Below are 19,543 nucleotides of genomic sequence, written 5' to 3'. Positions count from 1 at the left end.
TTCCACACCTCGTTTTATGACTATTTTACCGTATACGGAACAAGCTTGTCAAAAAACTGCGCCGTGATTTCAGAGGGTCCCTGAAGCCGGGCGGCAGGATCGCGCTGCGCCTCGCTGCGGTATTCCTCATAGCGCTAGATGGCTGCCAGACATCAAGGAAAGCACCGGGTGATGCGCCAAAGAGATGGCGCGCCGTTTGCCATTCAGATTCGAACAGGCGTCGCCAGATGGTGGTCGCCACATGGTTCTCGATGGAATGGTCGGTCGATACGGGGGCAAGCGCGGAAGGAAAGCAGCCTTCGTTGTCGGTATGCAAGCGATAGCGAGTTGCGCGCGCCGCGCGCCAGCGTTCAATGGCTTCGGCGTCTCCTGAGTAGCGCGGGCAATAGCGCAGCAGCACCTCAGCTTCCTCTTTGATCCGGCAATCCAGTATGGACACTTTTTCAAGTGAGCAAACGGCAGCGGCCCAATGCGCAGCCGTTCGTCCTGTCTCCGGATCGACGCTGTTGATATTAGCTCCGCTGAGAAGCAAGCCTAGGACATCCCCGGCAGTGCCATCCTTGGCTGCTGCGACAAGAGCCATCCCCAAAGGATCGCTGCGAGGGTGCAAATAGATGCTGGCATATTGATAATCGCGATCTTCGTAAGGCCATCCGGGATCGCCATTTAAGCCCGGCGGTCGCCCGGCTCCGGCCAACGAGATATCGCGGATGTCGAAAATTTCATCGCCGTGTCCGTCTGCCCTGTCGATTTCAAGCCTGCAAAAATATTGTGGCTGGCCAAGATTGTTCAGGAGGGCGATCTCATTGCCGCGCACCGCGACACGGTAAATGTTGCCGTCCCATGTTTTTTCCCTGACGCACATTTCAACGAGCGTCATGGATTGGTTCGGCATCAGGAAGATCCGGCCTTCGTAACGAAGTTCCGGTTCGTTGGTCCATGGCGGGCTTGCGTATTTTGTGGCGGGCCTTAACGCGGCTTCGCGCGCGTCTGAATGTGGGTAGCTGGCCCTGAGAGCGACAAAGGGCTGTGAGCGACCCGGCGCTGCAATCCAGAGATTGTGATGGGCTGTGGGATCGACATCACAAAATTCGCCTTCGACCACGCGCCGGTATCTTTGGAGGCGCGGGTCCGAACTGGCCAGGCCCTTGAAGTGAACCCGCAGACCGCTGTCCGGATGCCGCCCGCATAGTGCAAGAGCCTCAGCGCTTAAGAAACCTTCAGCGGCAAGGAAATTGCCGATGAGCGCGAGGTTGTCGTCCGAGATGGCTGAGGCCTTGCGGGAGATCAGGTTATCGACCGTGCTGTGTTTGAGCGTAAAGCCTGCATCAAAGCGCCCATCGCCCTGATCTCGGCGCTCGTCATAGGCGTCAGGCGCACCCTCGTTGGCGTCCGAGAGGGCAATATCCTCGATCAGCTTTCGCACCGAATAGGAACGCGCAGCGGATTTCCTGACCTTCCAATAAAGGATCAGGCGCTCGCGGATCAGGATCGCCTGCAAGGCGTTGAATGATTGCTTTGCCACCTCGCTCCCCCGTTCGCGGCAGGCCGTCCCCATAACACATTCGCGCGAGCGCGTTTCCAGCTTTAAACCGCTTGGGAGCTGGGAAGCGCCCTTCCACGCACGCTTACTCAGAGTGTCCCCGAAGTTTTTTGGAGACACTACTCATGAGCAAGGATTTTGACAGGCTGCGCGCCAAGCTTCCCGATGCTGCGTCGAACGATCCGGGCCGCACTGTTGTTGTGGCCTCGGATACGGCGCTACGCAGCCTTTCCCACTTCCAGCGTCTTGCCATTGCCACGGCGGCGCTGCCCGTATCGCGCCGGGAGCTTCCGAACCTGATTGCCGATACGATCTATAATTTCAAGGGGGAGATCGTCTGGCCCAACGGCACGGCTTACGATCTGCCGGATGTAGACGATGCGTTCGGCGGTGAGGGGTCTTTCCGCTGGGTCAGCGATTTCATCCGCTTTGCGGAAGAGCCGCCGCGCCAGCACCCGCAGCGCCGCGTACTTCAACGCCTGCGACTGATCGATCTTTATTTCCGCATCGCGTATCCTGAACGCGCGCGGCTCATCGCGGAGTAAACACCCTGTCAAACAAGGCGCGCCCGGCCAGTAAGGCCGGGCGCGATTTTTTCGCTCCTAGAACAGCGCCAGTTGCGGCGTTCGTTCATCTTCCAGCAGCGCTACCAGCTTGCTTGCCTCTCCCGCCTCCGGTCTTCCGCTAGCCGCGATATGGCGAAACAGCTCTATCAGCGCGTAAAGCCCGGCGGCTCTTGCATCGTCTTCGCTTTCGAAAGCAACGCGGTTCCAGATCGAGGGCGAAGAACCGTTGCCGCTGGTGGCTGTCATATGGCTGGTATCCATCGCCCAGAGGCCAGACGGGGACGCGGCATAGCGGATTTCTGCGCTGCACCGCCCTGCGCGAAGGTCGATGCTTTGATAGGGCATGAACACGCCCGCATCGTTGATGCAGTCATGCTCCGGGCCGATGCCCCAAAGCGCCGCCACATCTCGCAAGCAATGCTCATTCACATGGTAGGCGCGCCCATACCGGGCACGGATCTCGTTTTGCGCCTTGCGCAGGTCCAGCGCCTCAACGCCGGGTGATATTATAATGCGGGGATGCTCTCTCATCTTGTCCCGCCTTTCCCTATGCGGTGCAGGGCAAGGATGGTCTTGCACAGCGCGGCGTGCGTTTCCAGTTGGTCCATGACGGGCAGCAGCGTGCCAATGGCTTCATTGGTGCGCCCGGCTTTGGCGGCATCAAAGGCTTGCCATGCGGATTGCGATGCGGTGGTGAGGCCGTCCGCCAGGTTGCCGATCATGGGCGTGAGATTGGTTTCATGCTTGCTCATGGTTTTTTCTCCTTCTTGTTTGAGCGGCTAAAATTGTGCGGTGGAGAGCCAGCGCATGGCGCAATCGCCTTTATGCGCGTGATCCCAGATCAGCCATGCATAGCGGTGGCTGGATGTGTGCCTTGTGGCGCGTTCGGGCTTGCCCAGCGGAAAGCACACGCACTCATCCAGCGCGTAAATCACGCGCGGCGGACGGCGCACGAAAAAGTCATGGCGCTTGGGGTGGCAGAGCGAGGCGATGTTCAAAAGCATCGCCACGCGCCCGCCCGTATCCGCCGTAAAGGTCAAAGCCTTCTCTACAAACCTGTCCGCCATGCCCCATCCGTAAGGCGGGTTGGTCACGATGTTGCGGGCAAAGGGCTTGTCTAATTTGAGGAAGTCATAGCCGGGATAGCCGTAGCCCCAATCGGTGATATCGGTGGCGATTACGTCATAGCCTGCCGCGACAAGCGCGCGAGAAATCGCGCCGTCACCGCAAGCGGGTTCCCAGATATCGCCCTCGAATCTCTCGACCGATAACAACGCCCGAATGGCGCTTGGCGGGGTGGGGTAGAATTCAAACGGCGCGCGGCGTTCCGGGACGCGGGGGCGGAAATAGTTTCGGTACTCTTGGCTTTGCAGGTTCATGGCTTGGTCCTTTCTCCCTTAAAAAAAAGGGGGTTCGCATGAACCCTTGGCCCTCGCCGAGAGCGGGGAGCCAAGCGCAAGGAGGCTCCGCACGAGGGGACCCCGCACGAAAGAACAAAAATCAAAAACGGGCGGGGATACGGGGGGATGCCTTGCGCGCGGCAGGGGCGGAGCTCCTTAGCACTTCACCTCGCGTCAGGGATGGAAGCCCGAAGGGCCGAGACAAGCGAACGCGATGGCTCGGCTTTAGCAACAGCCCGGCCCCGCGCGAACAAACGCGCGGGGGAGATGCCCGAAAAACCTGCACAAATGCGATTGATGTTTATTTATTGACTAAATTTGTATAGAATAAAAAGAGTTGGAGTTTTTTCCAGCCGGGGTGTGAGAACCTCTCTGCTGTACGGCTGACATCAGCCGTGAATGGTGTGTCTTCCGCGCATATTGGCGAAGCGCGCCATTGATGTCGCTTCTCGGGCATTGGACCGGGAGGCGGCAGTGCATGTCAGGCTCATTGCCTGCGCTTGCGCTTCGGCGCACACAGGCTCGCGGCTAAAGACTGCCGCACCGTTCTTACAGCTACGGTTCTCAACTCCCGGTCACCACGAGATTTTCTCGTTGGTGACCGTTTTGCTTTTTGACGGGGGACACTTGCAGAGTTTCGTGCGCTATTTCGTGATTTTTGTCTTGTGCCTGCTGGTGGCTCCGCAGATAGCATCCGCAGATTGCGTTGGCCCGGTCGGTGAAGAAGGAGTGCTGCTTTACAACCCGGCGCACAAGACCATGCAGTTCTGCGACGGTGCGAAGTGGATTTCCGCTGCGGGGGGCATATCGCAAAACCACCTCAGCCATGGTGTTTCCCCTTGGGAAAATATGGACCTGACCGATACGGCTGATTTTGACGGTGCCTGCGAGTATCGGTTCGATATCGGCAGCGGCTGGGCTTACGCGCATACGGTTCACCCCGACTATCTGTTGTTTGATGCCTCAACTGCCGGATGGAAGTTCGGAGCCATCGAGAAGGGCGCAAAGGATCAGTACTGGCATCGGGATGATGGAAATGTTGCCGCAACCGGCGGAACCCCGATGCCGATTGCAGCCATGCAAAAGAGCTGCATGATCGATGCGGAGCCGGACGCCATCACGTTTGTTGATGTGGCGGACGCCGCGCCGGATACGCAGATAACGTCTAATGCCGTCACCCTTTCCGGCTTCAATTCCGAAGTGTTTGTAACGATAAGCGGCGATGGTGCGCCGGAGCTTTCGATTGACGGCGGGCCATGGGTGACAATCGGAATTGTAACGAATGGTCAGACAGTGCAGCTTCGGCTTACTTCGGACAGCGGGTTCGAAGCAGCCAGAACCGCGACAGTGATATTGGGCGGCGCAAATTATAGCTGGTCCGTGACCACCGGCCCCGAACCCAGCGACTGCGCCAGCATTACTATTAACTGGTCACCCGGCTGTTCAGCTTCATCAGGCAACATGATCCATGGCGCAACCAAGAGTGTGAATAACAGCGCCTCCGGTTATTCGGGAACGCGCGATCTATCCTGCGATGATGGCACGATCAGCCAGAGTGGGGGAAGCTGTACGGCTACTGGCGGAACGTGGAAATCGCTGGCTCCTGACTATAGTTGGAATGGCTGCGGTAGCTCCGTGCCAACTCCGGGGACGCCATGCTCTCCTATCGGCAAAAAATGCACCGGCCACAATGGAAGCACGGTGCGGTCGTTTAGATGTCAATAAGAGCGCATTACACGTATTGAAGATCTGCGTCGGCACTTAATCAATCATACAGAACCGAAACCGTGATGGAGCGTCCACGGACAGACCGCTTATTGTGTCCCCAGCGGGAACTTAAGCAGATACCGCCTGTAATCCTCATACAGCCGCAGCTCGGGATGGGCGTGGGGTTTCACGCCGGGGATGAACTCGGACAGCTTTTGCAGCGGGTCGCGCGGATGGAGAGCCGTGAAGGCTTCGGCGATCTGCGCTAGCAGGCGCGCATCAGCTTCCATGCCCCTCAGATCCAGCGCGCAGAATATGCGCACGGCTTTTTCCATCAGGAACAGGTGTTCGTCTTCGCATGAGGACAGGCGAGGGGCGTGGCGTTTGATGTAACGGCTGAAGCGGCGCGTGCGCTCGATGCTTGCAATGAAGCGCCGTGCTTCCGGTGTGATGCTCTCGCCTTCAAACAGATAGACTCCGGCATGCGCGAACCGCGCGCGTTCGCGCTGCGTGGCGACAGGCAGATTCGTGCGTAAGGCGCGATAGGCGCTGCGGATGGTCTTGCCGCTGACATGCGTTGTCGGCTCCAGCACGTTGATCGGCGTGCTCTGCGCGAAGCCATGCAGCAGGCGCAGGAACTTATGTTCTGATAATTTAGCCCCTGCGTAATAACGATTGCGGCGCGGGCTCGCTCCCGCGCTTTTTTGTTTTTTCAAATCCCTCAATTACCGCGCTCACGTTCTATCTATGATTGCAATTGCGCGCGCGTTCTTCCCTTCGATTTTGCAGAATGCGGCGCAAAAACACTATTGTTTCGGCATGCGCGGAATAAATACTTCTACTTATGCGTGTGCATAAAGAGGAGGCGCTGCGGTTTTTCGAAACTGCCAACAAGAAAAAGAAAAGGAGACTTGAGTAATGACTTATTGCCAACGCTGCGGACGCGATGTCTGCAAACCCTGCAGCCCTAAACCCGTCAACGACAACAAGCGCACCGTCATTGTGGCGAGCGATGATGAGCTGCTGCGCCGCTCGCATTTTCAGCGATTGGCAACCGCCACGCGTTCGCTCGGCATGTCACGCCGCGAGATCCCGAACTGGATTGCGGACACCATCTACGGCTTTCGGGGCAAGATCACATGGCCCGGCGGCAAGCCGTTCGAGGTGGATGATGAGGACATCGATGCCGCCTTCAACGATGACGGGTCATTCCGCTGGCTGTCCGGCTTCATGTATTTCGATGACGTTGATCCCAAGCAGGCTCCGCAGCGGCGCATCCTCACCCGCCTGCGCCTGATCGATCTGGCGTTTCGGATTTCCAACCCGGTGCGCGCGGGCTTCATCGCCAAGTAAGGCGCGAAGATTTTCCCAAGTTCGGCCCGGTCTCAATCCCGGCCCCGCATAGCTTTCCCTCAAGGTCGCCGGTCCGCATCAGGCATGCGAACCGGCGACCAGCGAACCTTAAGAGGAGAGCGCTTCCATGCATCCCGGACATCATCCGCACAAGAAGGGGCATGACCCCAAAGAAGGCATGACGATTGTGCTTGCCATCACGGCTGCCTTCTTCGGCGGCCCCGAACTGTTCCACCACACCGTCGATTTCGTATTCGCGTTCGCGCAGAGCCGCTACGGCACCGATCTCGCAGGCTTCGCCGTCATGGGCTGGGCCGTGATCATCGCGGCTTTCACCTACTACGCCGCGCGCATCACCTTCGATATCGCTCTTGTCAGCGCGCTGCTGGCGCTGGCTACCCGATTCTTCTGATCCCCCACCACCAGAAAGGAACAAACGCCATGTCACGCACCCCGGAAGTCATCATCAACAAGCCCCTGCAAATCCTCAAGCGCACGCTGGCGGGAGGGGGCTTCTTCTTCCTTGCCGTCAGCGGCATCCACTTCGCCGTGGGCAACAACGGCATCATCCAGCTCCTGATCGGAGGCGCGCTGCTCTGGCTGGCCTCCAAGGTCAAGTACAAGTGGGTCAAGGAGTTCGAGGTGGGCGGCTTCAAGCGCGTCTAACCTCGGTCACGGTTAGGGGCCGCACACGACAGCGGCCCCTTTTTGCTTTTCAGCCAACAAGGGAGCCGCCATGCACTCTTCCTCCTTTAACGAGCACTATCGTTTCGGCAGCGCCGCTTGGGCGGAAACGCATCAGCTCCGCGCCGCAGGGCTGTTCGAGCCGAAGGGTCCGCAAATCGGGTTCTTTGACCGCAGACCGATTTATCTCGCGGGCGATGCGCCGATGATCACCATTGGCGGTGCGGGCAGCGGCAAGCTGCGCGATGTGCTGGGCTATGTCGTCTGCCGTTCGCCCGGCGAGCGCATGATGTTTCTAGACCCGCGCGGGGAGCTTGCCGCCATCTCATGGCATGTCCATGCGATGTACGGCGAGCAGGCTTACTTCTTCAATCCGTATGGCTTGCACGGCCTGCCGCAACTGGCCTGCAATCCGCTCGATATTTTGGACCTCCGCAGCCCCAGCTTCCACGCCGACTGCAAGTTCATTGCGCGCGCGCTGATTACTGTCACCAGCACATCGGACGGCAAGTATTTCGAGCAGCGCGGCGGCGGCTGGGTTGAGGCGCTTCTCAAGATCGATGTCGAGCGACATGGCAGCACAAGCCTGCCGCGTCTTATGCGCCTTGTGAATCTAGCGGAGTCGGGAAGCCCGGCATGGATTGATGTGATCGAGGCCATGTCCCGTTCGCGCTTTGAGGATGTCCGCCGCACGGGCGGTGAGATGATCACCAAGCAGCAGGACTCCCCGCGCGAATTTGGCTCCATCATGGGCGAGATTTACGCCAGCCTCGGCTTTCTGGATGATCCCGTCCTGCAAGCATCTCTGGAGCGCTCTGACTTTGCGCTCTCCCAGCTCTGCGATCCTGACAAGGCCTGCAAAATCTTCATCATGATGCCTGCAGAGACGCTCAAAATCGCAGCGCCGCTACTCCGCCTCCTCTTTACCGTCACCATGCTGCACAAGGGCCGCACGCCGTTATCATCGCGCGTGAGCCTCATCGTGGATGAAGCGGGGCAACTGGGAGCCTTCGAGGATCTCCTGCGCGCTTTTACCTTCGGGCGCGGCGCGGGCATCCGCGCTTGGGCCTTCTTTCAGGATGTGGGCCAGATCATCCGTCATTACGGCGCGCCGGGCGTGCAAGGCTTCTTAGGCTCGGCACAAATGCGACAGTTCTTCGGCGTGCGTGATTATGAGACGGCACGGCTGGTCTCAAACATGCTCGGCACAGAGACGCTGGAATACGATGACGTTAAAGCGCAGGACGCGGCAAAGCGGCAGAAGGCGCAGGCCGTGCAGCGCGCGCTGTCCGGCGATGACCTGTTTTCCGCCATGCTGGATGCGGCGCATTTTTCCCGCGCAGAAAAGCACCGCACCAAGCAAGCCCGCAAGATCATGACGGAAGAAGAGATCCTCGGCCTGCCGGAGGATCGGCAGATCCTTTTCATCTCCGGGAAGAACCTGCCGCCCGTCTATGCCGCGAAATACCCGTACTACATGCCGCGCGCGATGGCGGGGCTGTACCTGCCGAATCCTTATCACCCGCCGCAAGATAGTGTGCGCATTGCCGGGCGCTTCGGTTCCTCATGGGCGCGTGTGATCCGCGAGGCTGTGCCGGAAAACTTCGCGTCTTTCGCCCAATATCGCGATGGAAAATGGGCATATGTGGAAGGCTTCAAACCAACCTGACGCATAAGGAGATCAGACCATGAGCAACGACAATGAAAGCAAACGCCCTTCCCACATCGCCTATCAGGTGCGGGAGGGTGAGGAGAACAAATCCTACTTCAACCGCATCGGTTCAGTGTGGCCTCACAAGGATGGCGAGGGCTACAACATCCAGCTTGATGCCGTCCCGGTAGACGGTCGCATCACTATCCGTTCGGTGCAGGACCGCATTCAGGAGGCAAAGGATACGCCGCGCGGCGGTGATCGCCGTGACGAACGCCGCAGCGAGACGAACCGTTCCGGCAGGGAGGATCGTCAGCCCCGCGATAACGGTCCCCGTTACGAGCGATGACCAAAGAATTCGGTCGTGCCGCGGCTGGTCTTGTGACTAAAGCGGAACGCGACCAACGTATTGCAGCTCGGCCCAAGCCGCGGGCCGAGCTGCATCTTACCCCGCATGGCTGGGAAACCACCCAAGTGCGGCGGCAGATCGATCAAGAGTCTGAACGCCGCATCCGCCATATCGATGAGCGCCTGAAAACCGCGCGCGAGAATTTCAAGAACAATCATACCCGCGCGCTGAACCGAGGCCGCGCCAAGCAGGATTTCGATCGGGGCCGGTAACGCCGCCCCGGTTTCTTCAATCAGATCGCGCGAGCCTCCATGAGCAAATTCACAAAGCTGGATGCTATCCGAAAGCATTTGCACCTGACGCCACCACCGGAGCTGCAGAGCCCGGCGCGTAAACCCGTGCACGCTCCCGCCACCGGCAAGCGCGTGCAGAAGAACCTCTCCATTCTTGAAAGTGACGCCGAACGCCTGAAGGCACTCGCCAAGCGTGATGGGCTCAGTCAGGCGCAGATGCTCTCTGCAGCGTTGGATGCGTATGAGCGCAAGGCGACCTAAAACTTCTAGACCAGTTTTCCCTGCGCTATCCGCTCAAGCGCGTCAATGTCACGTACGAGGTTAGTTGCGGCGGCATTCATCTCATCGATCTTGTCCAGTGTCGCCTTCTGAGTGCCTATCCGGTAGTCTTCATCTGTCTTCACGGTCTGGATTTCGGCATTCTTTCGGTCGGGCCACGAACCTATGGCTATAAGTCCCTCGACCGCATTTGCCGAGGCCTTGGTGAGGCTGAGGGCAGTGTTCAATTCAGGATCGTTAAATTCAAACCGGCCTCCCCGCCACGTTTCCGCGAACTCAGCCAATGCATCGAGGCGCGAGCGCTTCCATGGTGTTCCAAAGTTATGATTTCTGAGGAAGTCGATCACTTGCTCTGTAATCAGCTGCCGAAAGCGGTTCATGAGTTGCACATCGTGTGGATTGGGTGCAGGACGCGCAGGCGGCGGTGATGGTCTGCTGTTGCCCCAAACCAAAAGACCGATCCCGGAGAACATGACGAGTATGGAGGCCCACTCCGGTGGCTGCCGGATATCAATTCCAAGCACAAATCCGACCAGTTGATCCAACCATCCCAAGAGTGCCGATGCGCCCGCAGCTGCCAAGAGAGAGCCGGTCTTTGACCAGCCGTTGCCCCAAACAATTTTTGCCAGATCCAGCAAGAATGGATAAATTCGCATAAGTCCCCCAACGTCGATTCTTATTCTTGAATCGATGCTACCTCTTCCCACGCGCCGAGGGCAATTGTGCTCTGATCTCCCTTACAGTCGGAGATCGGAGAAATGCGGAGCATCACAGCAACAATTGGCATTGTCGCCGCGCTTGTGCTGTGCGGCGTGTCGGCAGCGATGAACTATCTGTTCCTCTCCTCCCTCGGCAAGACGCCGTTGGAAGGGCATGTGCTGGGCGCGGCGTCTGCCTCGGCGGACGTCCTGAAAGCCCTGCTGCCCGTCTTCATCGCGTGGAGCTGGCAATCTCGCCGCTTCGTAGCGGCAGCAGCGGGATCGCTGGCCTTTGCTTTCTTTGCAGGCTTTTCGCTCGTGAGCGCCATCGGTTTTGCTGCGGATAACAGAGGCGTGCTTATTCAGGCGCGCGATGATATTTCTGGTGAATACATCCGCGTGCAAGACATGCGGACGTATGCGGATGTGCAGCGCAAGGCTCTTCCTGCCCATCGGGCGGGCGATATCGTCACGCAGGAGATCGAACGCCATCGCCAGAACCGCCGCTGGAAATCCACGAATGCCTGCACCGATGCTACGGAAGAGCTGAGCCGTGATTACTGCGCCGCTTATTTCAGCCTGCGCGCTGAACTCTCCTCTGCCGAAGAAGCCGAACGGCTGACGAGCGAAATTAAGAGTCTGGATGCGCAATTGGCTCGCCTCCGCGCTCAAGGCGCGGGGCAGGATAGCGACCCGCAGGTATCGCTCCTGAGCCGCATTACGGGGGAGGAAAAGGAAGCGGTGCGCCTTGCCCTCATCATCGCCGTGGCGCTGCTGGTCGAAATCGGCGCATCGCTGGGCCTGTTTCTGGCAAGCGGACATGGCAGGGCTGGAAAGGTAGGGCCTATCCCTGAGAAGGAACCGGCTTCAACCGGATCGGTAGAAGATTTTGCTCTGGAGGCATTGGAGCCGTCATCCGGCGTGTTGACGCCGGGAGCAGTTGCCGCTGCTTATGATGCATGGTGCCGTGATCAGGGCTATCGCGCCTTGCCGCCCGAAGCATTTAAAGCGGCGTTCCGAGATCTGGCACTTGAGGCCGGGATCGAAAGCCGGAACGGCTCATTCCAGCGCATCGCCGTGGCAGCACCCGCCTTCAAGCAGGCCGCCTGATTACCGCTCCCGGTCCTTATCGCGGCTACGCTCACGTTTCGCTGGGCGCTCACCCTTGCGCATACGCTCGATCCGCTGCTCCACGGTCGGCCTGATTTGCGAGGGCTCGCTCCGTGCCATCTGGCGCACTTGCTGTTGATCGGCGCGCAAGTCTTTGAGCAGCGCTGCATGACGGTCGCGGGCGGCCTTGATCCGGGCCTGCAAGGCCTGACGGTCTATCATTTGGGCATGGATCAAGGCCTGACGCTGCGCGCGGTCACGGGCCAGCGCGGCATAGGCCTCACGCTCGTTGGCCTTTCGGACTTCCGCATGCTTGCCTACAATAGCGCTCCAGAGTCCCTTGACGCCCTTACCAAAGCGCTCAGCGCGGGCGCGGGTCTCTTGAGTCCAACGCGCCTGCTGCTTTTGCTTCAGCTGGCTGCGTTCAATCCGCTGGCTGTGCGCCATAGCCCGGCGCTCTGCCTCCAGCGGCGTCAGATCCCGCTGCTTTTGGATATTTGCTTCGCGGCGCAGGCGTAAGAATCTCTCGCCCAGCTCCCGCGCCAGCTGCGCTCTGGCATCTTGAATGCCCGGCAGGTCATTCGGCGCGCCGAGCCGCTCCCGGACCTCCTTCGCCTTCCTGCCAACGGCACGCGCCACGGAAAAGACTTCCCCTTCCGGTGATAGCGCGACATGGGCGCGCCGATCACCTTGGGCGAGCGTGAAGCCCCGGCTTTTGAGCGCTTGCATGAACGCGGCCTTGGAGTCCGAGACCGCCCAGCATTCCTGCAGGATGAATTTGAGATCGCGGGCGTCAAACCCGGCGCGCTTGGCCTGATGCCATTCGGCGAGCGTAAAATTGCGCGGATCGGCCTCGCGGCTGTTCATCAGCCCGCGCGGCATCTTCCAGCCGTTCTCGATGTAAAGCTCGCGCGAAAGATCGCGCAGCTTCATCTTGAAGAAGGGAAGGTTCTTCGCCGTCATGGTATCGGCATCGATCCGGCTCCAGACGGCATGGGCATGCCTGCGCCCTTCTTTTTCATGAAAGACGATGAGGCGGGGATGCCCGGCAAGTCCGGTGCGCTCTTCGATGCGCGCAATGGCGCTTTCGAAGGTTTCGACCGGGACCTGCTCCTGAGGCGGCGGATTGAGGGAAACCGAGAACAGGAACTGCTTGCAGCGCGTGCCTTTGCTGACCGCGTGGGCTTCCTTCAGGGCGCTTACGATATCGGCTGAAAGGAAGCCCCGGATCTCGTGCAGCTCCACATGGTCGTTGTCGTCCATCCGGGTCAGGTGACCGCCCAGCTGTTTGCCGCCGCCGCGCTGTGAGGCTTTCAGGATCATGCCGGGCTACCTTTCCCGGATGCCGAGCGCCTTCATCAGCAGCGCCTTGATCTCCCCTACATCGCGGCAGGCCCGCTGAATATCGCTTTCCGTCTCCGGTGTGACTGGCAGAGCACCAATCCTTGCCAGCCGTGCCATCTCGCGGAGGCCGCTTCCAACATCTGTTTTGCCCAGCTTGGCCAGAATTTCAGCGAGTGCCGCGTCATCCCGCACAGGGGCCGCACGGCGCGTGCGGGTGGCGGGGGCAGGCTCGTTATCGTTGGCGGGGAAAAGCTGCGCGCGCGCAAAGGCGCTCAAGGGCGCACGACCGGCGCGCCGGGAAAGATCCGCCATCTGTTCCGGTGACAATGGCACTGATAGAATGCGGCGTTTGTTGGCGGATCGCGTCCTTAAGAGGTTTACAGGCATGATGCCGGATAGAGTGCCATGCCAGTTGCCCCAGATTGGGCGGAAGTCACGTAATCTGTAAGAGAACAATGTCATCCACCTCCCGACGAAAATGAGTATCGGGCCGCGACAAGGTTCGAATTCACCTCCTCTTAAATATCTCTTGAGACGGTCCAGTACGCAGAACCCAACAACGCCAGCACGGCAATCAGCAGCGGTGCGAACGACAGTGTCAGGACTGTACTCCAGCCAAAGGACGACAGGAGCCCACCGGATAGGAACGAACCGACTGTCATCGTCCCAAAAACCAAGAAATCGTTGAGCGACTGGACCCGGGCCTTTTCCTCCGGCCGATGACACTCCAGAACCATTGCCGACGCGCCGATGAACCCAAAGTTCCAGCCGACCCCCAGTAGGATCAGTGTCCCCCAAAAATGGGCAACATCGATACCGAGCAGGCCTGTCGCTGACGACGCTGCGATGAGCGCCAGCCCGACGGCGACTACCGTGGTTGCGCCGAACCGCGTAATCAAGCGTCCCGTCCAAAAACTCGGGGCGTACATCGCGATAACGTGCCACTGCAAACCAAGGTTAGCCGACTCCTGCGACAGTCCGCAGAACTTCATAGCCAATGGCGCAGCCGTCATAAGGAAATTCATCAACAAATAGGAGACAACCCCACAGATCACCGCGAGAATAAAGCGCGGCTGCCGAGCTATGATGCCTAGAGGCCGCCCAGCGTAGCCATCCGCTAAGGTCGGCCGTGGAAGTTTAACCCCCGCAAGAATGATTGCGGAGAGGGCCGCCACCGCTGCTTGACCGACAAATGTCGCGGCAAACAGGAAGGGTGCGCAAAGGTCCATGGTGTGCGTCACAAGCTGTGGACCTATGACACCTGCAAAAACCCCACCAGCCATCACAGCCGAGAGCGCGCGAGGTCGCCGTTCCGGGGCTACACAATCGGCGGCAGCAAAGCGGAACGAAAGGACGACGGCGGCATAGACGCCCCCCAGAAAGGTCGCCGCGCAGAACAGCCAGAACGAAGCGTAGATAACCGAAAAAGAGGCGAGGAGACCCGCAAGAACGCCGCTACCCGCACCCAGCATGAAAACTCGGCGCCGACCGTGCCGCTCGGCGATAGCGCCGGCCGGAAGCGTGCAAAGTGCCATGCCAACGACAAAGATAGAAACCGGTAGTGTCGCCAACGCCTTGGCCGGTGCCAACATGTCGCCAATGACTGCACCGGTAGCGTAAATGACCGTGGAATTGGCGCCCGCAAGGGCCTGAGCGACAGCTAACCTCAATACATTGCTGCGCTCTTGACGGGTCGCCGTCGCAGCGCCTCGGCTCGGTATGGGAAGTTGGGCGGTCATGCCGTACTCGATCTCATTAACGGATCTCTCACGGCGGGGGACGCCGCATCCGCAATGCGATATCAAATCGGCGACTGGCAAACTTTCGACGTTTTGCCAAAATATCTATATTATCAGACAAAATGAGAGCGCCATGTCCTGGTCAGTCGTTGCCGCCCCGCCCAATCTTCCACCGCCCCGCCCTATAACAATGCGGGCGCAGACCATTCCTCCTCGTCACCATTTTCCGGAGCACGCTCATGATTGGCATCAGCTTGTGTATGCCGTTGACGGCGCATTGACCGTTGCTGCGGGCAGAGAAACGTTGGTCACATCACCGGATCAGGCTGTGTGGCTACCGACCGGAGTGCCCCACGAGGTCGGGTCACTGCTTGGCGCCGAGTTCCGCAGCTTATGGATCTCAAACGAGGCAGGTTCCTCGCTTCCCTCAAACCCAACTGTGCTGGCCGTGTCGCCGTTGCTGAAAGCCCTAATTGTCGAAGCCGCTGAAATCGACGGCAAATGTCTTAGCGATGGGTACCCTGAACGGATCACGATGTTGATCCTAGATCAATTAGGCAAGGCGCGGAAACTTCAGGCGGCCCTACCATGGCCGAAAGACGGGCGACTTTTGGCATTGTGTGAAGAATTGTATCGAGATCCGTCGAACGAGTGGACCGCAGAGGATTGGGCGCGCGAACTCGGCATGTCCTCACGCACGCTAACGCGTCGCTTCCAAACGGAGCTCGGTTCTACGTTGCGCTCCTGGAAACGGAAACTGCGGCTATTCCGGGCCATCGAGCTACTAGGAGGTGGAATGTCTGTCACCGCCACGGCGATGGACCTAGGCTACGCATCAGCTTCCGCATTTGTCTTTGCCTTCAGGTCCGAATTTGGTTGCAGCCCGCATGCGTACATGAACCAGAAAGACTCGAAGCAGATTGATCAGTGATACAAAAAGATCCGGCGCTGCCGACAGCGAATCGACTGACCAAATCCTCCGAACCGCTCAGGGAAAATAGCTTTCTGCTGCACTCAAAAAGACCTACTGCGGCTTGGCTTTCGTACCCTCATACCCTCACTACTCCACGCGCTTTGCCGATGTGGTTTCCTATTCCTTTACGGTTTAACAGGAATGAAGCGTCACAGATGCTCGGCCAATGAAAACTAAGCTGGACGCGCGCGGGAAACCGTGCACACGACGGTCCGTTAGAGTGCGGATGTCATCCGAGCCGATACAGAGGTTCGGTTTAGCGCCTCCCACTGCAACAGTAGTGCTCCAGCCATCCCGTACGTTCACCCACATCCGAAGCCAGCAACGGAAAAAAGCTCTCCTCAAGCTTAGGGTCCCCCGTCCGTTGATAGCGCTTGTAAATGTAGCCACCATGCCTTTCGCTGAATTCTGCGTCACCCGGAATCATGTGGATTCCGATAGAACGGCGCATACGATCTCCAGTCGTATTCGGACCTGAGCCATGCCAGATTTCTCCCGCATGAAAGACACAGGAGCCTGCTGGTACTTCGATAAAAATTGGATCAGGTGGGATAATCCCCACAGCCTCGGCTGCCACCTTCATCTGCGATCGATAGTCTTTCTCTCCATGAAAAGCTTCCGGCAAGGGAGTAAGGGGCCAAAGATGTGAGCCCGGCACATATTCCAACGTGCCAGCCTCCCGGGATGTGTCATCAAGTGTTACCCAGCAGGTCACAGTCAAAGCAGGATTGAGAAAGTCCATAAATGAAGAATCTTGATGATAGGCTATGGACTTGGTTTTAGGCGCTTTCCACCAGATGGTGTCCTGTCCGAGCCGGACACTCGACCAACCTGTGAGACGCGCGGCAGCTTTCCCTAGGTCCTCTGAGAGGACTAATTTTGCAATTGTCAGATCAGCCTTCCAAGCATTTGCAATGTGCCGGGTTACGTCCGGAAGGCTCATGCCTTCTCGCCAATACCATTCATCTGGGTAGACACCGGTATCGAACCGTCCGGCAAAGAGTTTGGGGAAGCTCTCGCGCAAAGCCACGATCCTATCTTCCGATAGGACACGCTCAAGGACTAGAAAACCATCACGACGGAAGCGCGTGACGTCCGCTTCGTTGATACCTGTAAAAGCCTGCAGGTCAAATGTACTCAATTCCGTATTCCATCTGTATTTCTACGCATTTTTCAATAGTATGATCGGTATGAACAGAAATCGAACGAATGATTTACGGAAATTTTCACCTCATGGCGGGCTCGACCGAACCGACATCGAAATTCTCCGGCTTTTGCAGAATAATGCGCGACTTTCGGTAAAGGAGGTCGCCGCTGAAGTGGGCCTTGCTCCCTCAACTACCCACGAACGCATAAGGAAAATGCGGGAGAACGACATCCTGCGAGGTGCTCATGTCGACGTCGATCCTAAGTCGCTCGGCATTGGCCTCGAGGCCCTATTCATGATCGAACTGTCGAAACATAATCGCGGTACGGTAGATAAATTTTTAGATGAGATCGTTTGTGTCCCGGAAGTACGTTTCGCTTACCTTGTGACTGGCCGTTATGATCTCGTCGTCCATGTCGTCGTCACTGACATGCAACATCTGAAGAAACTTGCACTTGATCAGTTCACGAACAAACCGGGTGTTATCCGCATTGAGACCTCCATTATCTTCGATGCTCGGCAACGCCATGAGCTACCTGTGTTCATTCCGACCAAGTGAGCCTTCGCAGGCGTGCTTGGAGCTCTTCAAAGTTAATCCGTATCAGATCTATGTCGCCTACCTGATAGTTCAGGTTTCCTGAGCAAACCGCAGTCATCCAAGTTGAGGAAACACTTAAGCTTGTTTAGAAACGCCTGGAGATCGGCTAATCGCACAACATCTATTGGCGCAACATACCGGACATAGCGGAAGATATAATGAATGACGGCGACCAAGTGGGGATAGAGAGCAAAGGAAGAAAATCGGGATCTAGCAGTCTCGTTCGTGGCCTCAAGATCATTCGACTTCTCTGTGAGGCTCCCGCGCCGCTTTCACTAGCAAAGTTGGCCAGGGCTCTTGCGATGGACCCAGGAAATCTCCATCGTCTGATACGTACGCTTCAAGATGAGGGATGGGTTTCAAGGCTCAATGAGGGGAACGAGTACATCGTGGGGCCATTGGCCATGAATAATTTTGACCCCTGGCATCCAGTTCACAGCTTCCGAAGAGAAAGCTACCCAATTCTCAAGCTTCTCCATGATCAAACGGAGGAAACAGCTGCCGTCATTCTGTTCCTCGGTACGGAGCGCGTGGTAATGGATACGATACATGGAAAGCTGACCCTTAGTTCCTATTACGACGTGCGCTTGGTTTCTCCGATCCATGGTTCGGCTTCAGGAAAAATCCTGCTCGCCAGCATTCCAGACGAGATGCATGCAGAAATCCTTGGCAGCGAACCTTATGTCCGGCACACGGATCGCACGCCCACAACTTATAAAGAACTAGCGCCACGCATTTCCGATGTGCGCCACAACTGCTACGAAATTTCCCGAGATGAAGCTTTCAACGGCCTCGTCGCTTATGGAGCCCCAATCCGTTATCGCGATCAAACTCTGGGATGCCTCGTTCTCACGGCCAGCAGCACGGAGATCGATCCTGAGAACGACATTTCATACGCGCTCAAAACACGAGATTCCGCGGAACTCTTGTCTAATTCTGTGCCGTCCATACACCCATTAAAGAACTTCTTGATCGGATAAGCGACAAACCTAGACTGAAACCCAAGAGTTTCAACACCATCAAAAAAGGCTGAGTGGAGCCGCGCGACTGGCTCCACTCAGCTGGTCACGACGCAGCGCTAAACCGCTCTGCCGACAACGCGAGCGCTTCTTGCTCAACTGCGTCTTCCTGACCAGCCACAACTTTGCGCGCGCCAAGCCGCAATATTAATTCTCTCGGAGAGATGCCGTACTTCTCTGCCGACTGTTTCACAGGGAGAACATATCCACCGTAAACGTTGGCATAGCCCATCATGATCGAGTCATTGTCTATTACAGGCATAGGATATGGCGCGACCAAGTCGCCGAAAACTTTTGCCGCGTCTAGAATACCGCCCAAATCCGCTTTCACGGTGTGTCCCGCGCGCTTAAGGGCGGCAACCGTCGCTTCAGTTTGAGCATTGCCGGCACCGCCGCCAAATCCCTTCAGGCTCGCATCAATGTAGCTCGCACCTTCGTCTATCGCGGCGAGGATGTTACCATTAGCTAACCCAAGATTATTATGAGGGTGAAAGCCCACTGGTATGGATACCGCTTGTCGCACGGCGCGAACACGCTCCGCAACTTCGCTCGGCACTAAATGACCCTGAGACTCAGCAAGATTTATATATCCAGCACCATAAGACTCAAGCTTGCGCGCCTCTTCCGCCAAGGTCTTCGCATCTGCCATTCCGGCGGAAATCAAATATCCCACAGTGAACATTCCAAGGTCATTCGCCTTGCGGATATGCTGCTTCGTAGTGTCCGCTTCTGTGGCATGACTGGCAATGCGCGCCACAGAAACTCCGACTTCCTTGCATTCCTCCAAATCCCGGAATACCCCAAACCCCGGTAGAAGCAGTATACCGACCCGAGCACGTTTCACCGCATTACATGCTGCACGGATGAGGTTAATTGCAGGCTCCGGTGTTCGACCAACGTGGACCGTACTGCCGCCTAGTCCATCACCGTGACCAACTTCGATGATATCAACGCCTGCAGCATCAAGAGCTTCTGCCGTCTTGGCAACAATATCGCTCGTGAATTGATGCTTGTAAGTATGATTTCCGTCACGCAGCGTGACGTCGACAAAAGTAATCTCAGCCATATTAATCTCCTTTTGGCGTCACGC

General features: G+C 57.7%; 24 protein-coding genes and 1 pseudogene. 14 read left to right on the top strand and 11 right to left on the bottom strand.

From position 1 onward, the window contains the following. Positions 1–25: 25 nt before the first annotated feature. On the bottom strand, positions 26–1,525 hold the full coding sequence (locus tag K5845_RS12455) for an ankyrin repeat domain-containing protein (RefSeq protein WP_287959110.1): 1,500 nt from the start codon (positions 1,523–1,525) through the stop codon (positions 26–28). Between the two features lie 143 nt (positions 1,526–1,668). Between K5845_RS12455 and K5845_RS12450 the strand changes: the two genes are divergently transcribed. After that, positions 1,669–2,088: a hypothetical protein gene (locus K5845_RS12450; RefSeq protein ID WP_287959109.1), complete on the top strand. Its 420-nt coding sequence runs from the start codon at positions 1,669–1,671 to the stop codon at positions 2,086–2,088. Positions 2,089–2,145: 57 nt separating this feature from the next. Here the strand turns inward: K5845_RS12450 and K5845_RS12445 are convergent, their stop codons facing one another. The 3 genes from K5845_RS12445 to K5845_RS12435 are packed head-to-tail and all read right to left on the bottom strand — an operon-like array spanning position 2,146 to position 3,488. Further along, on the bottom strand, positions 2,146–2,640 hold the full coding sequence (locus tag K5845_RS12445) for a hypothetical protein (protein ID WP_287959108.1): 495 nt from the start codon (positions 2,638–2,640) through the stop codon (positions 2,146–2,148). Continuing rightward, positions 2,637–2,861 carry a hypothetical protein gene (locus K5845_RS12440; RefSeq protein ID WP_287959107.1) on the bottom strand — a complete coding sequence of 75 codons (225 nt, stop codon included), beginning with the start codon at positions 2,859–2,861 and terminating at the stop codon, positions 2,637–2,639. The genes K5845_RS12445 and K5845_RS12440 overlap by 4 nt, the downstream gene beginning before the upstream one ends. Positions 2,862–2,888: 27 nt before the next feature. After that, positions 2,889–3,488: a TRM11 family methyltransferase gene (locus K5845_RS12435; protein WP_287959106.1), complete on the bottom strand. Its 600-nt coding sequence runs from the start codon at positions 3,486–3,488 to the stop codon at positions 2,889–2,891. Between the two features lie 618 nt (positions 3,489–4,106). Between K5845_RS12435 and K5845_RS12430 the strand changes: the two genes are divergently transcribed. Beyond that, positions 4,107–5,234 (top strand): hypothetical protein, encoded by a 1,128-nt coding sequence (locus K5845_RS12430; RefSeq protein WP_287959105.1) that lies wholly within the window; start codon positions 4,107–4,109, stop codon positions 5,232–5,234. 89 nt (positions 5,235–5,323) lie between these two features. Here K5845_RS12430 and K5845_RS12425 read toward each other — a convergent pair whose 3' ends face one another. Next, a complete protein-coding gene (locus K5845_RS12425) occupies positions 5,324–5,941 on the bottom strand; it encodes a hypothetical protein (RefSeq protein ID WP_287959104.1) in 618 nt (205 codons plus the stop codon). 277 nt (positions 5,942–6,218) lie between these two features. Here K5845_RS12425 and K5845_RS12420 point away from each other — a divergent pair, with 277 nt between their 5' ends. The 7 genes from K5845_RS12420 to K5845_RS12390 all read left to right on the top strand — a co-directional run bounded on the left by K5845_RS12420 (position 6,219) and on the right by K5845_RS12390 (position 9,807). Further along, positions 6,219–6,569, top strand: a complete 351-nt coding sequence (locus K5845_RS12420; RefSeq protein WP_287959103.1) for a hypothetical protein — start codon at positions 6,219–6,221, stop codon at positions 6,567–6,569. A gap of 127 nt (positions 6,570–6,696) precedes the next feature. Then, positions 6,697–6,981, top strand: coding sequence for a hypothetical protein (locus tag K5845_RS12415; RefSeq protein ID WP_287959102.1), 285 nt, complete (start codon positions 6,697–6,699; stop codon positions 6,979–6,981). A 29-nt stretch (positions 6,982–7,010) separates the two neighbouring features. Beyond that, a complete protein-coding gene (locus K5845_RS12410; protein WP_287959101.1) occupies positions 7,011–7,235 on the top strand; it encodes a hypothetical protein in 225 nt (74 codons plus the stop codon). A gap of 70 nt (positions 7,236–7,305) precedes the next feature. Continuing rightward, the gene (locus K5845_RS12405; RefSeq protein WP_287959100.1) at positions 7,306–8,922 is read left to right on the top strand and encodes a type IV secretory system conjugative DNA transfer family protein; all 1,617 of its coding nucleotides are present in this window, start codon (positions 7,306–7,308) and stop codon (positions 8,920–8,922) included. A 19-nt stretch (positions 8,923–8,941) separates the two neighbouring features. Further along, positions 8,942–9,253, top strand: a complete 312-nt coding sequence (locus tag K5845_RS12400; RefSeq protein WP_287959099.1) for a hypothetical protein — start codon at positions 8,942–8,944, stop codon at positions 9,251–9,253. Beyond that, positions 9,250–9,525: a hypothetical protein gene (locus K5845_RS12395; RefSeq protein WP_287959098.1), complete on the top strand. Its 276-nt coding sequence runs from the start codon at positions 9,250–9,252 to the stop codon at positions 9,523–9,525. The genes K5845_RS12400 and K5845_RS12395 overlap by 4 nt, the downstream gene beginning before the upstream one ends. Before the next feature lie 39 nt (positions 9,526–9,564). Continuing rightward, positions 9,565–9,807 (top strand): hypothetical protein, encoded by a 243-nt coding sequence (locus K5845_RS12390; RefSeq protein WP_287959097.1) that lies wholly within the window; start codon positions 9,565–9,567, stop codon positions 9,805–9,807. 5 nt (positions 9,808–9,812) lie between these two features. Here K5845_RS12390 and K5845_RS12385 read toward each other — a convergent pair whose 3' ends face one another. Next, positions 9,813–10,481, bottom strand: coding sequence for a hypothetical protein (locus K5845_RS12385; protein ID WP_287959096.1), 669 nt, complete (start codon positions 10,479–10,481; stop codon positions 9,813–9,815). A 102-nt stretch (positions 10,482–10,583) separates the two neighbouring features. On the opposite strand from K5845_RS12385, the gene K5845_RS12380 reads away from it, so the two are divergent. After that, entirely contained in the window at positions 10,584–11,633 is a 1,050-nt protein-coding gene (locus tag K5845_RS12380; protein ID WP_287959095.1) for a hypothetical protein, read from the top strand. On the opposite strand, the gene K5845_RS12375 is transcribed toward K5845_RS12380, so the two are convergent. From K5845_RS12375 to K5845_RS12365, 3 genes are read right to left on the bottom strand one after another with little or no spacing between them, the layout of a single operon-like run. Then, positions 11,634–12,956: a relaxase/mobilization nuclease domain-containing protein gene (locus K5845_RS12375; protein ID WP_287959094.1), complete on the bottom strand. Its 1,323-nt coding sequence runs from the start codon at positions 12,954–12,956 to the stop codon at positions 11,634–11,636. Between the two features lie 6 nt (positions 12,957–12,962). After that, positions 12,963–13,439, bottom strand: a complete 477-nt coding sequence (locus K5845_RS12370; protein WP_287959093.1) for a hypothetical protein — start codon at positions 13,437–13,439, stop codon at positions 12,963–12,965. 56 nt (positions 13,440–13,495) lie between these two features. Continuing rightward, positions 13,496–14,716 carry an MFS transporter gene (locus tag K5845_RS12365; protein WP_287959092.1) on the bottom strand — a complete coding sequence of 407 codons (1,221 nt, stop codon included), beginning with the start codon at positions 14,714–14,716 and terminating at the stop codon, positions 13,496–13,498. Between the two features lie 133 nt (positions 14,717–14,849). Between K5845_RS12365 and K5845_RS12360 the strand changes: the two genes are divergently transcribed. Then, the gene (locus tag K5845_RS12360; RefSeq protein WP_287959091.1) at positions 14,850–15,647 is read left to right on the top strand and encodes an AraC family transcriptional regulator; all 798 of its coding nucleotides are present in this window, start codon (positions 14,850–14,852) and stop codon (positions 15,645–15,647) included. Between the two features lie 298 nt (positions 15,648–15,945). Here K5845_RS12360 and K5845_RS12355 read toward each other — a convergent pair whose 3' ends face one another. Beyond that, positions 15,946–16,830 (bottom strand): phytanoyl-CoA dioxygenase family protein, encoded by an 885-nt coding sequence (locus K5845_RS12355; protein WP_287959090.1) that lies wholly within the window; start codon positions 16,828–16,830, stop codon positions 15,946–15,948. Between the two features lie 40 nt (positions 16,831–16,870). Here K5845_RS12355 and K5845_RS12350 point away from each other — a divergent pair, with 40 nt between their 5' ends. The 3 genes and pseudogenes from K5845_RS12350 to K5845_RS12345 all read left to right on the top strand — a co-directional run bounded on the left by K5845_RS12350 (position 16,871) and on the right by K5845_RS12345 (position 18,414). Beyond that, the gene (locus K5845_RS12350) at positions 16,871–17,395 is read left to right on the top strand and encodes an Lrp/AsnC family transcriptional regulator (protein WP_353736543.1); all 525 of its coding nucleotides are present in this window, start codon (positions 16,871–16,873) and stop codon (positions 17,393–17,395) included. Between the two features lie 197 nt (positions 17,396–17,592). After that, positions 17,593–17,787 (top strand): annotated as a pseudogene (locus tag K5845_RS21220) (helix-turn-helix domain-containing protein); the annotation flags it as partial. 51 nt (positions 17,788–17,838) lie between these two features. Further along, positions 17,839–18,414, top strand: coding sequence for an IclR family transcriptional regulator (locus K5845_RS12345; RefSeq protein WP_287959088.1), 576 nt, complete (start codon positions 17,839–17,841; stop codon positions 18,412–18,414). Between the two features lie 85 nt (positions 18,415–18,499). Here K5845_RS12345 and dmpG read toward each other — a convergent pair whose 3' ends face one another. Next, positions 18,500–19,519 carry a 4-hydroxy-2-oxovalerate aldolase gene (dmpG, locus tag K5845_RS12340; protein ID WP_287959087.1) on the bottom strand — a complete coding sequence of 340 codons (1,020 nt, stop codon included), beginning with the start codon at positions 19,517–19,519 and terminating at the stop codon, positions 18,500–18,502. Positions 19,520–19,543: the final 24 nt, after the last annotated feature.

This window comes from Filomicrobium sp. (assembly GCF_025698805.1).
GTDB classification, from domain to species: Bacteria; Pseudomonadota; Alphaproteobacteria; order Rhizobiales; family Hyphomicrobiaceae; genus Filomicrobium; species Filomicrobium insigne.
This window is presented reverse-complemented; position numbering and strand designations above follow the sequence as displayed.